The sequence below is a fragment of the Massilia sp. TS11 genome, assembly GCF_022012445.1.
Taxonomy (GTDB): Bacteria; Pseudomonadota; Gammaproteobacteria; order Burkholderiales; family Burkholderiaceae_D; genus Telluria.
Genome location: NZ_JAKLTS010000011.1, coordinates 1 through 13,233, shown reverse-complemented (window position 1 = coordinate 13,233; position 13,233 = coordinate 1). Strand labels below are relative to the sequence as shown.

At 63.7% G+C, this 13,233-nt stretch carries 6 protein-coding genes; 1 reads left to right on the top strand and 5 read right to left on the bottom strand.

Annotation, left to right across the window (positions count from 1 at the left end):
- Window position 1 precedes the first annotated feature (1 nt).
- From LZ005_RS16245 to tkt, 5 genes are all read right to left on the bottom strand, one after another.
- Window positions 2-2,758 carry a TonB-dependent receptor domain-containing protein gene (locus LZ005_RS16245; protein WP_237809320.1) on the bottom strand — a complete coding sequence of 919 codons (2,757 nt, stop codon included), beginning with the start codon at window positions 2,756-2,758 and terminating at the stop codon, window positions 2-4.
- Between the two features lie 134 nt (window positions 2,759-2,892).
- Window positions 2,893-5,751 (bottom strand): TonB-dependent receptor domain-containing protein, encoded by a 2,859-nt coding sequence (locus LZ005_RS16240; RefSeq protein ID WP_237809318.1) that lies wholly within the window; start codon window positions 5,749-5,751, stop codon window positions 2,893-2,895.
- A gap of 317 nt (window positions 5,752-6,068) precedes the next feature.
- Window positions 6,069-8,957: a TonB-dependent receptor gene (locus tag LZ005_RS16235; protein WP_237809316.1), complete on the bottom strand. Its 2,889-nt coding sequence runs from the start codon at window positions 8,955-8,957 to the stop codon at window positions 6,069-6,071.
- A gap of 342 nt (window positions 8,958-9,299) precedes the next feature.
- Window positions 9,300-10,310, bottom strand: a complete 1,011-nt coding sequence (gene gap / locus LZ005_RS16230; protein ID WP_237809312.1) for a type I glyceraldehyde-3-phosphate dehydrogenase — start codon at window positions 10,308-10,310, stop codon at window positions 9,300-9,302.
- A 33-nt stretch (window positions 10,311-10,343) separates the two neighbouring features.
- Window positions 10,344-12,314: a transketolase gene (gene tkt / locus LZ005_RS16225; protein WP_237809309.1), complete on the bottom strand. Its 1,971-nt coding sequence runs from the start codon at window positions 12,312-12,314 to the stop codon at window positions 10,344-10,346.
- Window positions 12,315-12,450: 136 nt separating this feature from the next.
- Here tkt and LZ005_RS16220 point away from each other — a divergent pair, with 136 nt between their 5' ends.
- Entirely contained in the window at window positions 12,451-13,176 is a 726-nt protein-coding gene (locus tag LZ005_RS16220; RefSeq protein WP_237809304.1) for a 16S rRNA (uracil(1498)-N(3))-methyltransferase, read from the top strand.
- The last annotated feature ends 57 nt before the right edge of the window (window positions 13,177-13,233 follow it).

Here is a 13,233-nt window from a genome sequence, read left to right as displayed (position 1 = left end):
GTCAGAGGTCCCGTTCGTAGGCGACGCGCAGGCTGCGTCCGCGCAGCACCGGATCGGCCAGGCGCACGTCGGCGCTCGGGCTGCGGTTCAGTGCATTGTCGAGATTGACGAGGATCTTGCCCTTGGCCAGGCCCGTGTAGCGCGTGTTCAGGTCGAGCGTCATGTCCTTGTGCAGGCGGCAGTAGCCGTCGGGAATGCCGCGCGCGGCGCAGCCGAGTTGCGAATAGCTGAGGTCGTACTGGTCCTGCATCAGCGAGGTCTCGGGCCAGTAGTTGAGCATGGCGCCCCACTCCCACGGCCCGCGCTTCCAGCTGGCCGTGCTGCGCAGCACGTAGCGGTAGTTGGCATAGGTGCCGACATAGTTCTCGTTGTAGCTGGCCGCGCCGCTATTGCCGATCTTGTACTCGAGCTGGTAATTGGCCTTGATGCCGAACTGGAAGCGGCCGAGCGAGCCGGCATTGAGCTTGTAGTCGAGGTCGAGGTCGATCCCGGCCACGCGCGTCTTGTTCAGGTTCTGGTAGCTCTGGTTCAGCGATCCGATCGTGCCGACCGTGAAGGCCACGTCCTGGCCCGACAGCTGCTTGACGCGGGCGGCGATGCGGCGGTCGTCGTCCGACACCGGATTGCGCGCCACGCTGCCCGGCAGCAGGTCTTCGCGCGCCAGAATCTGGTCGACGCTCTGGGTGCCGATCTCGTTGCGCCGTTCGAGGCGGTAGTAGTCGAGCGTGAGGCTGAGATTCTTCAGCGGCACCAGCACGAAGCCGGCGTTCAGGCTCTTCGATTTTTCCGGCGCCAGGTCGGGATTGCCCTGGATCGCCAGGGCGAAACTCTCGCCGCAGCCGAGGCTGTCGCGCACGCGCAAGGCGTCGGCCTTGTCCAGGTCATTGCCCTGTCGCAGGATCTGATACATGTACTGGGCCGTCGCGCAACGCTTGGGATCGACCACGCCATTGCGGAAGGCGGACAGGATCACTTTGCCGGTCTCGGCCGCATTGGGCGCGCGGAAGCCGCCCGAGACGGTGGCGCGCAGCATCAGCTTGTCGTTGAACTTGTAGCGCGCGCCGAGCTTGGGCATCAGCGAATGCTCGGTGCTGCCGACCTTGTCGTAGCGGAGCGCGGCATTGACTTCGAAGGCGCGCGTGAACGGCGCATTCAGCTCGGCATAGGCGGCGCGCATATGGCGGGCGCCGTCGACATTGATCGAGCCATAGCCGACCACGCGCGCATTGGCGACGTTGTCGCCGACCCAGGACTCGAAGCTGTCGGTGCGGTAGTCGAGGCCGAGCGCCAGGGCCAGCGGGCCGCCGCCCAGCGCCAGCAGCTCGCGCGAGGCGCGCGCATCGACGAAGGCCTGCTTCGATTCGCCGCCGAACTCGACGCGCGGGAACATGCGCAGCAGCAGCTCGGCGCTGTTCTGTTTGCCGAACTGGTATTCGCCCGACAGCACGGCCTGCAGGTACTGCTCGGCGTCCTTGGCGCCGCGCGTGACGAAGCCCGAGCGCGCGCCCATCACGCCGGCCGCCGTGCTCCAGTCCCAGCCGCCGTGCTGCCCTTCCAGGCCCACCATCCAGCGGTACTGGCGCGAACGGGTGGCGTTCTTGTACACGTCGGGATCGTCGTTGTAGCGGTAGCGCAGCTCGACCGGAATCGGGAAGGGGTTGTACGGATGGCCGACCGGCAGCATCGGTTCGGTGAAGGACTTGAGCTTGCCCTCCTTCACGCTGTACCAGTAGCTGGGCGTGCCCGTGTACTGCATGATCGGCGGCGGGTTGTAGTAGGTGGTACCGAGGTCGGACAGGGTCAGCTCGGTGAACAGTTCGGTCTTCGCCCCCAGCTGCTTGCGTGCGCCGCCATGAAACTGCAGGCGCTTGGCCTCGGCATGGATGCCCAGGCGCGCATACTGGTCGAAGCGGCACAGGCCGTTCTCGACCTCGGGGCAGCCATTGACCGGCACCGGCACTGTCTGGCCGCCAAAGCGCAGGATGTAGTTGCCGGGGTTCGAGTAGCTGGACTTGACGCCGAAATTCGGGTTCACATAGTCCTTGTACCACTGGCCGACATTCGGCTCGATCTGCCGGTCGCTGTAGGGAAAACGGTGAAAGCCTTCGAGGTGGCCGAAGATATTGTAGCCATCGGCGGCCAGGTCGCCGCGGCCCCAGGTCAGGCTGAGGATCTGGTCCTTGTCGAGCGCGCTGTTCATCAGGCTCTGGCGCTGGGCCGCCTTCACATAGGCGCCGCGGTAGGCCTTGCGCGTGATGATGTTGATGACCCCGGCCACGGCGTCCGAGCCATAGATGGCCGAGGCGCCGTCGAGCAGAATCTCGACGCGCTCGATGGTCTCGAGCGGAATCGCGTCGATGTTGACGAAGGTTTCGCGGCCGCCGTCGGCCAGACCGTAGCTGGCCACGCGCCGGCCGTTCAGCAGGATCAGGGTGGCGCTCTTGCCAAGGTTACGCAGCGACAGACCGGTGGCGCCGGCCGCAAACGAGGAGGAGCCGCCCAGGTCATTGAGCGCGCCGGTATTGGCCGGGATCTTGTCGAGCACATCCTTGACGGTGCTGGCGCCCATCGCGGCGATGTCTTCGCGCGTCAGCACCTGCACGGGCGAACTGGTCTCGCTGTCGGTGCGCGAAATATTCGAGCCGGTGATGACGATCTTGGTCAGCGGCGCCGGCGCGGGCGCGCTGTCGGGCGTGGTCTGGGCCAGGGCCGGCAGGGCCTGGGCGATGGCGAGGGCAAGGGGCCAGGGCTTGAACACTGGGAACTCCGTTTAAGCGATCCCGTGAGTATGCCCAATGCCGAACAGAAAAAAAACCCTCGAACTGTCAGGCGTTTGTCGCAAAAAAAAACGGGCGCCGCAGCGCCCGTTTCTGGTTCACATCCCTGCTGGGCTTACTTGAACGAGTAAGCGGCGGAGACGCGGAAGTTACGGCCAGCACCGTTATGCAGCTGGGTGTTGAAGCCGGTGGTGGCCGAACGCGGATCGTACGGAGCCTTGGTGTCGAGCAGGTTACGCACGTTGAAGTTCAGCTTCCAGTCCTTGAAGCCGGTGTAGCCGTAAGCCAGACCGAGGGTGGTCCAGCCGTCCACGGTACAGGCCGGGTTGTTGTAGCGCGGCAGGCCGCCCAGCTGGTAGGCGCTCGACGGCTGGCCGGTACCATAGTGGCAGTACGGCACAGCGTAGATGTCCTGGTTTTCCGAACGACGCAGCAGCGAGACCGAGGACACGAAGTCGATGGTACCGGTCACGGTGTGCACGTCGCGGGTCCAGGTCACCGAGTAGTTCACGCGGTGACGCGGGATATCGCCGACCGAGGTGGCCCAGTCGGAGATGCCGCCGGCGGTGCCGACCACATTGGCTTCACGCTCACCCGGGCGCTCGGCGCGCTTGTAGGTCAGCAGATAGGCCCAGTTCAGGGTGTTGGTCAGACGACCAGCTTCGCCCAGGTTGGTGCGGGTGGTGATTTCGAAGTCGATACCCGAGGTGTCGGTCGAACCCTGGTTCACGTACGAGCGGTTGACCTGGGAGATCGGGCCAGTGCCGGCGATCGGCTTGCCCGAGGCGTCGACCAGCAGGTTGGCCGGGTTGGTGTCACGCACCACGCGGCCCGGGTACAGGGACTCGTGATCGATCACATACTGAGCCGACAGCAGGGCCGATTCGTCGACCTTGCGAATGCGCCACCATTCGGTGATCACGTCCACGTTCTTGGTCGGGTTGAAGATCGCGCCCAGCGACCAGGACTTCGATTTCTCTGCCTTCAGGTCCGGGGTCGCGGCCGAGAACGACGAGATACCTTTCGAGCAGTCGGTGCGGTCGGCACCCGGTTTCGGGTTGACGCCGTCCGGGCAACGCAGCGAGTCGGTCACCGTGGTGAAGGACTGCACGCCGCCAGCCGACACCTGGGTCAGGGCCGGTGCGCGGAAGCCTTTCGAGAACGAGCCGCGGAAGGTCAGGTTATCCAGGGCAGCGTACTTGAAGCCGGCTTTCGGAATGAACGAAGTCGGGAAGGTCGGGTATTTGTCGACGCGGGCGGCGAAGTCCAGATCCAGGGACTTGAGCACCGGTGCGCGGAATTCGACGAAGGCCGACGACACTTTGCGCTGACCATCGGCCGAGGAGTTGGCCAGACCGACGATGTTACCGGCGCGCGTGTTGGCGTCCGGATCCAGACCGATCTTCTCTTCACGCACTTCGGCGCCGACGGCCATGCCCATTTCACCGCCCGGCAGCTTGCCGAAGGTGGTCGAGGCTTTGACGTCGAACTGCAGCACCGAAGCGAAGCCGTTGTTGTTGACGTCAACGGTCGAGTTCGGATCGGCGATGGTGGCGGCGATCGTGCGGTTTTCCGTCATGATCTTGTTCAGCACCGGGATGTAGCGCATGCCGTAGTAGGTCTCATGACGCTCCGAACGGTTCCACAGCAGGCCGGTTTCCCAGTCCCAGCTGCCGGTCGTGCCACGCAGGCCGGTCAGCACGCGGTAGGTTTCGTTGACGTTGGCCGAACCGCCCTTGTGGCCGACCAGACGGAACGAAGCCGCGGCGCGCGAGGTGGGGAAGGGATTGTCCGGGTGGCCCACCGGCAGGATGACCTGGAAGGAGCTCGGCACACCGGTCAGCGAGAACACGGTGGTGGCCGAGGTCGACGGCACGGTCAGCGGGGCGCCCAGGTAGATACGCTCGGAACGGTTGTAGCCGATCTCGGTGAACGAGGTCACGCCATTGGCGAATTCCTTGGTGATGCGGGTCATCGCATTGCGGTCATTGCCTTCGGCCTGGACATCCGAGTACTGGTCGATGTCGTAGTTACAGAAGGTGCGGCCAATCAGCGGCGAGGTGGCCGACAGATTGTGCTTGGCGGCGTCGCCGGTGATCTGCTCCGAGGTCGGGCAGTTCAGGGCGTTCTTGATATCGGCGGCCAGCGACAGGCTGGTGGCGAAGTTACGCGCGCCCGGGGTGCGCTCGCGGTAGAAGAAAGGCGAGGCCGAAATCGAGCTCGACAGCGGGTTCAGACGGGCATTGACGTAGGCGTACTGGTCGACAGCGATGTCGCGCACTTCCTTCATATTCGTTTCGCCGCGCTTGGACAGATCCCACGTGACCATCACGTTGAACTTGTCCTTGGCCAGGTCGCCCCAGCCAGCCACGCCGCTGACGCGCTTGGTCATGAACTCGTTGTTGTCATTCGCGGCGTAGGACGCACGCAGGTCCACACCCGTGTAGTCGGTCTTGGTGATGAAGTTGATCACGCCGGCGATCGCGTCGGAGCCGTACACGGCCGAGGCGCCGTCCTTGAACACTTCGACGCGTTCGAGGGCGGTGACGGGGATCGAGTTCAGGTCGTACACAGCCGACTTGCCCTGGTTCGGGTCAGCGTAGGCCGAGGCCGTGATGCGGCGGCCGTTCAACAGCACCAGGGTCGAGGACGAACCGAGGCCGCGCAGCGAGGCGGTCGAGGCGCCCTTCGAGAAGCCGCCGTCGGTGATGTCGACCGAGGCGCCCGAGCCGAAGGCCGGGATCGAGTGCAGCAGTTCCTGCACGGTGTTGGCGCCAGTGGCTTCGATCTGCTTGGCGGTCAGGACTTCGACGGGCGACGAGGTTTCTTTGTCTGCACGTTTGATGTTGGAGCCGGTCACATACACTTTCTGGACCGGGGCCTCAGCAGCTTGCTGGGCCAGCGCGACGCTGGTGGTGGCCAGGGTCATGGCCACGGCGATCACGCTTTGTTTAAGGACGAATTGCTTTTTCAAGGGTTTTTCTCCGCTCTGGTTTTCATGCCCCGCCCCTGTGATAACAGGCGTTCTGAGGCATGTTGATGTAGATCATTGTTGACCTAACCTCAAATGAGAACATTTTTGCCAAACCCGCGTCAAATCTGATTGCGAAACTGTTTGCGATATACAACAAAAATGCATTCTTGGGGCCTTTGTTTGGCATATGCATATACCGAACAAATATTTGACGGCCTAAATGCATATATGCATTTGTGATGTTCAGTTACAAGCGCCGTAATGACAGGCAATAAAAAACCCCGCCCGAAGGCGGGGTTGCAGGGCCGCGCAGCCGCTTACTTGAAGCGGTAGCTGGCCGACACGCGCCAGTAACGGCCGTAGTTGTTATGCAGCTGACCGTTGTAACCCGCGGTCGTCTGGTTCGGATCGTACGGGGCCTTGGTGTCCAGCAGGTTCTGCACATTCAGGCTCATGGTCCAGTTCTTCACGCCCGAGTAGCTGTAGGAGGCGCCCAGCGTGGTCCAGGACGGAATGTTACAGTCAGGCACGAAGGCTTCGAACAGCGGGATCGAGGTGTTGCGATCGCCGGCAGCGTCGGTCGGCTTCTTGGTGCCGTAGTAGCAGAACGGCTGGGCGTAGGTGGTCGAACCGTCCATCACACGCAGCAGCGAGATCGGACCCACGTAGTTGATCGAGCCGGTCACGCTGTGCACATCGTAGTTCCACGAGGTGCTCAGGCTACCGCGCCATTTCGGCGTGTCGTAGCCCGAGTTCAGCTGCCAGTCCCAGATACCGGCGCGGGCGCCGGCCACGTTGTTGACCACGTTACCAGCGATCTCGGCGATCAGGTATTTCTGGATGTAGGTCGCTTCGAGCGTGGTCTTCAGACGGCCCCAGGCACCGAGGTTGTTGGTCAGGTTGGCGCTGATGTCGACGCCGCGGATCTCTTTCGAGCCTTGGTTGGTCCAGGGTTCCTTGACCATCAGCAGCACACCGGTGCCCGGAATCGGCTTGCCGGCCGCGTCCAGCACCCAGTTGGCCGGGTTCGGATCACGCAGCACGTTGCCCGGATTCTTGTCTTCGTTCTTCAGAGCTTCGTTGGCCGAGCCCAGCGCGATTTCGCCTTCCTTCTTGATGCGGAAGAAGTCGAAGGTCGCGTCGAAGTTGTTGGTCAGCTGCAGGATCAGGCCGAGCGAGAACTGCTTCGACTTTTCCGGCTGCAGATCGGGGTTGGCGCCACCGGTACCGGCGATCGACTTCGAGCAGTCGCCCGCCACCGCACCGGGTTTCGGCGTGGTCTGGTCGGCTTCGCAGCGCTTCGGATCCCACACGCCGTTCAGGAAGAACTGGGCGCCACCCGGCGTGACCTGCTGCAGTGCCGGGGCACGGAAGCCTTCCTGGTAGGTACCGCGCATGGTGATGCGGTCGGTGGTCTTCCACTTGGCCGAGGCCTTCGGCACGAAGTTGCCTTTCAGGCCTTCGTACTTGTCGTAGCGGCCAGCCAGGCCCAGTTCGAGGGACTTCAGGACCGGCAGACCGATTTCGCCGCCGATACCCCATTCCGAACGCTTACCGTCGATCAGGGTGTTGGCCAGACCGTAGATGTTACCGGCCGCCACTTGGGGATCCGGATCGATCTTGATCTTCTCGTGGCGGTATTCGGCCACCACGGCGGCCTGGGCGTCGCCGCCCGGCAGCGAGAACAGCGAACGCGTGCCCTTGATGTCATAGGTCACGACTTCCGACTTGCCGTTGCCGACCACATCGCGGCCGATGGTCGGGTCAGCCGACAGCTGGGCCAGGGTGGTGCCGGTGTTCAGCTTGCGCAGGGTCGGCAGGTAGAGGCGGCCGAACGAGGTGTTCTCGTTCTTGTTCTGGTTGAACAGCACGGCCGTATCCCAGTCCCAGCCGAAGTTCGAACCACGCAGGCCGACCAGCAGGCGGCTGGTGTTGTTGTTGACTTCCGAACCGCCGCGCAGATTCACGAAACGGTACTGGACCGAGGCGCGGTAGCCCTGGCTCGAGAAGGGGTTGTCCGGGTGGCCGACCGGCAGGATGACCTGGAAGGGATCGGCCACGCCGCTGGCCATGAAGTTGGTCACGCTGGTGGTGCCGATCGAGATCGGGGCGCCGGTGTAGACACGGTTCGAGTGGTTGTAGGCCGCTTCGATGAAGGCGCTGGTGGTCGGCGACAGGCGGAACTCGGCGCGCGTCAGCAGGCTGCCGTCCTTACCGCCCGACTGGCCTTCGCTGAACTGGTCGACGTCGTAGTTACAGAAGGTGCGGCCGATCAGGGTGCTGGTCGACAGCAGGCCGTCCTTAGTGCCGCCGGTGATCTGTTCCGACGTCGGGCAGCCGAGGTTGAAGATGGCGCGGCTGGCGATCGTGGCCTGGGTCACGCCGAAGTTCTTCGAGCCGTTCGAGGATTCGCGGTAGGCGATCGGATATTGCGACACCGAGCTCGAGTAGTTCGACTTGAAGCGGCCGTTCAGCTCCTGGTAGCGGGCGTACTGGATGTCGGTGACGTCCTTGATGGCCACGCGGTTGCGGCTGTTGATTTCGCCGGTGATGAAGAAGCTGTAGCCGTCCTTGTCGAGGTCGCCCTTGCCCCAGATGCCGGTGTAGCGGCGGCGGTTGAACAGATCGTTGTCGTTGGCGCCGTAGGAGGCGCTCACTTGGGCGCCTTCGTAGTTGCTCTTGGTGATGAAGTTGATCACACCGCCGATGGCGTCGGAGCCGTACACGGCCGAGGCGCCGTCCTTGAGCACTTCGACACGTTCGATGGCCGACAGCGGGATGCTGTTCAGGTCATACAGGGTCGAGTTGCCGTTGTTCGGATCGGAGTAGGCGGTGTAGACCATGCGGCGGCCGTTGATCAGCACCAGGGTCGAGGTCGAGCCCATGCCGCGCAGCGCGGCCGTGGAGACGCCCTTGGCGAAACCGGAACCCGAGGTCAGGTCGCGGTTGGTGTCATTGCCCATCGCCGGGATGAACTTCATCAGTTCCGACACCGAACCGGCGCCGGTGTTTTCGATGTCCTTGGCGGTCAGCACCTGGACGGGCGACGGACCTTCCTTGTCGGAACGCTTCAGGTTGGAACCCGTCACGACCACGCGCGCGACAGGTTCGGCGGACGTGGCTTGTTGCGCCCAGGCCTGGGGTGCGTAGGCAGTGGCCAGAGCAAGCGCGAGTGCGCTCGGTCGAAGTACGGTGTGCTTCTTCAAAATCCCTCCCATTTCGGTCTCAGTGACGAATATCGCTGTTGTTCTTGGTGTACGTGGCAGAAAAGCCAAGTGCATACAAGTCTCGCACAAGATGCCGTGAAAACCGATAAATCCGACAGTTTTTCCACCCCGATTGTTGTTTTTGTATCGCATTTACATACAGCAAGCAGGGGAAAATTCGGTCAACATATGTATATGAATTCATATGCAGATCGCCGAAGATCGCGTCGATATGCATGATTTTCAAGGAAAATCAGCATATTCCGTTCAAATTTACACAAGCCCTGACGACCGACGAAAAAAAACGCCCCGGAGGGCGTTTTTTGGGGAGGCGGCGCGTAATTACTTGGCCGACATCAGGGCCACGGTGGTGTCCAGCATGCGGTTCGAGAAGCCCCACTCGTTGTCGTACCAGGACGACACTTTGACCAGCTTGCCCGAGACCTTGGTCAGGGTTGCGTCGAAGTTCGACGAGGCCGGATTGTGGTTGAAGTCGACCGAGACCAGCGGCTCATTGTTGTAGGTCAGGATGCCGGCCAGCGGACCGTCGGCAGCGGCCTTCATGATGCTGTTGATTTCATCGACCGTGGTGTCGCGCTTGGCGATGAAGGACAGGTCGACGATCGAGACGTTGATGGTCGGAACGCGGATGGCGTAGCCGTCCAGCTTGCCATTCAGCTCCGGCAGCACCAGGCCGACGGCGGCGGCGGCGCCGGTCTTGGTCGGGATCATCGACTGGGTGGCCGAGCGGGCGCGGCGCAGGTCCTCGTGCATGACGTCGGTCAGCACCTGGTCATTGGTGTAGGCGTGCACAGTGGTCATCAGCCCGGTTTCCAGGCCGATCGCATCGTGCAGGGGCTTGACCAGCGGGGCCAGGCAGTTGGTGGTGCAGGAAGCGTTCGAGATCACGGTGTCCGAGGCTTTCAGGGTGCCGTGGTTGACGCCGTACACGATGGTGGCGTCGACATCCTTGCCGCCCGGGGCCGAGATGATGACCTTCTTGGCGCCGCCCTGCAGGTGGGCCGAGGCTTTTTCCTTGCTGGTGAAGAAGCCCGTGCATTCGAGCACGACGTCCACGCCGAGTTCGCCCCAGGGGATGTTGGCCGGGTTGCGCTCGGCGAACACGCGGATCTTGTCGCCATTGACGATCATGTAATCGCCTTCGACCGACACGGTGCCCGGGAACTTGCCATGGGCGGTGTCGAAACGGGTCAGGTGGGCATTCGATTCCGGCTTGCCCAGATCATTGATGGCCACGATCTGGATATCGTGTTTCTTGCCGCCTTCGTAGTGGGCGCGCAGGATGTTGCGGCCGATACGGCCATAACCATTGATTGCAACTTTGATCGTCATACTCTGAACTCCTAGGATAAAAAAACCGGTCGATTAGGCAGACACAACAGCTTTCGTCTTGGCGACGACATTCTCCACAGTGAAGCCGAAGTGCTTGAACAGCACGCCGGCCGGGGCCGATTCACCAAAGCTGTCGATGCCGACAACGGCCCCTTCCAGACCCACATACTTGTACCAGAAACTGCTGACACCGGCCTCGATGGCCACGCGCGGCAGGCCCTTGGGCAGCACGCTGGCGCGGTAGGCCGCGTCCTGGCGCTCGAAGGCCTCGGTCGAGGGCATCGACACCACGTTCACGGGCAGGCCCTGCTCGCCGAGGGCGGCCGCGGCCTTGACGGCCAGTTCGACTTCCGAGCCGGTGGCGATCAGCACGGCCTTGGCGCCAGCGTTGTCGATCAAGACATAGCCGCCCTTGGCGATATTCGCCACCTGCTGGGCGCTGCGCTCCATGAAGGGCAGATTCTGGCGCGAGAAGATCAGGGTCGAGGGATTGTGCTTGCGTTGCACGGCCTGGCCCCAGGCGACCATCGATTCGACGGTGTCGCACGGACGCCAGTTGTCCAGGTTCGGGATCAGGCGCAGCGAGGCCACGTGTTCGACCGACTGGTGGGTCGGGCCGTCTTCGCCGAGGCCGATCGAATCGTGGGTGAACACGAAGATCGAGCGCTGCTTCATCAGGGCGGCCATGCGCAGGGCATTGCGGCTGTAGTCCGAGAAGGTCAGGAAGGTGGCGCCGAAGGGGATGAAACCGCCATGCAGGGCGATCCCGTTCATGATGGCCGACATGCCGAATTCACGCACGCCGTAGTTGATGTGGTTGCCCGGCTGGCCGGAGCGCACGGCCACGCATTCCTTCCAGTTGGTCAGGTTCGAGCCGGTCAGGTCGGCCGAGCCGCCGAGGAATTCGGGCAGCACCGGGGCCAGGGCCTGGATCGCGTTCTGCGAGGCCTTGCGGGTGGCGATGGTTTCTTTCTTCTCGACGCAGGCGGCGATGGCCTGCTCCAGCGTGGCGCCGAAATTGGCCGGCAGCTCGCCGGCCATGCGGCGCTGCAGTTCGGCCGCTTCGGCCGGGTAGGCGGCCGCGTACTGGGCGAACAGCGCGTTCCAGGCGCCCTCGGCGGCGGCGCCAGCGGGCTTGGCGTCCCAGGCGGCGTAGATCTCGGCCGGAATCTCAAACGGCGCAGCATCCCAGCCGATGGCGGCGCGGGTGGCGGCGATTTCCTTGTCGCCCAGCGGGGCGCCATGGACCTTGTCGCCGCCCTGCAGATTGGGCGAGCCCTTGCCGATCAGGGTCTTGCAGCAGATCAGGGTCGGCTTGGTGGCCGTCTTGGCCTGGGCGATCGCGGCCGAAACGGCCTCGGCATTGTGGCCGTCGACGTCGCGGATCACGTTCCAGCCATAGGCCTCGAAACGCTTGGGCGTGTCATCGGTGAACCAGCCGTCGACCTTGCCGTCGATCGAGATGCCATTGTCGTCGTACAGGGCGATCAGCTTGTGCAGGCCGAGCGTGCCGGCCAGCGAGCAGACCTCGTGCGAGATGCCTTCCATCAGGCAGCCATCGCCGACGAAGGCATAGGTGTAGTGGTCGACCACAGCGAAGCCCGGCTTGTTGAACTGGGCCGCCAGCAGGTATTCGGCGAGCGCCATGCCGACCGCGTTGGCGATGCCCTGGCCAAGCGGGCCGGTGGTGGTTTCCACGCCCGGGGTGATGTCGACTTCGGGGTGGCCCGGGGTCTTCGAATGCAGCTGGCGGAAATCCTTGATATCGTCCATCGACACCGCATAGCCGGCCAGGTGCAGCAGCGCATAGTGCAGCATCGAGCCGTGGCCATTGGACAGCAGGAAGCGGTCGCGGTTGATCCACTTCGGATTGGCCGGATTGTGCTTGTAGTGGCCGTTCCAGAGGGCGACAGCGATGTCCGCCATGCCCATCGGCATACCGGGGTGGCCCGAATTGGCTTTCTGGACGGCGTCCATTGCCAGCGCGCGGATCGCGTTGGCCATTTGGGTGGTCGTAGGTGTCATGGATAGGATGCGAGAAGTAGGAAAGCGGGGTCGTGCAAGACAACGAGCCCATTATTCTACCAGAGCCCACCCCGGACGCCTTAAAATGAGGCATTCCCAAACCGTCCTGTCCGCTATGTCCCGCTTCTATTGTCCTCAGCCGCTCGAGCCCGGCAGCGAAATTGAACTGCCGACTACCGTCGCCCACCATCTGCATGTGCTGCGCCTGGCGCCGGGGGCGCCGCTGCGCCTGTTCAATGGCAGCGGCGGCGAGGTCCAGGCCGAGCTCAGCAGCATCGAAAAGCGCCGCGCCACGGCCCGCATCCAGACCTGGATCGGACGCGAGGCCGAGCTGCCGTATGCGCTGACCCTGGCCCAGGCCCTGCCTGAGGGCAGCAAGATGGACTGGATCATCGAAAAGGCGGTCGAGCTGGGTGTGGCCGGGGTCCAGCCGCTGGCCGCCGCGCGCAGCGTGGTGCGGCTCGACGCCGAGCGGGCCGCGCGCCGCCAGCAGCACTGGGAGGGCGTGATCATCGCCGCCGCCGAGCAATGCGGGCGCAACCGCCTGGCCCATCTGGCGCCGCTGAGCAAACTGCAGGACTGGCTGGCCCTGCCCCATCTGCACAAGCGCGTGCTGCTGAGCCCGCGTGCAGAGCAGAGCCTGGCGGCCTGGGCGCGCCACCAGCCGCCCCAAGCGCTGAGCCTGCTAGTCGGCCCCGAGGGCGGTTTCAGCGACGCCGAGGAAGCGGCCGCGCTGGCGGCCGGCGCGATTGCCCTGAGCATGGGCCCGCGCGTGCTGCGCACCGAGACGGCCGGCCTGGCCGCACTGGCCATGCTCAACGCCCACTGGTCCCCCGCCTAAGCCCCTGCCCTTTCCGCGCAAACAAATCGGGGTGAGACCCCCATTATCCGGGCGGAT

What these genes read in the sequence shown, in the direction of transcription:
- gap (WP_237809312.1), bottom strand. Translation starts at nt 10,310, where the DNA reads ATGACGATCAAAGTTGCAATCAATGGTTATGGCCGTATCGGCCGCAAC.
- tkt (WP_237809309.1), bottom strand. Translation starts at nt 12,314, where the DNA reads ATGGCCAACGCGATCCGCGCGCTGGCAATGGACGCCGTCCAGAAAGCC.
- LZ005_RS16220 (WP_237809304.1), top strand. Translation starts at nt 12,451, where the DNA reads ATGTCCCGCTTCTATTGTCCTCAGCCGCTCGAGCCCGGCAGCGAAATT.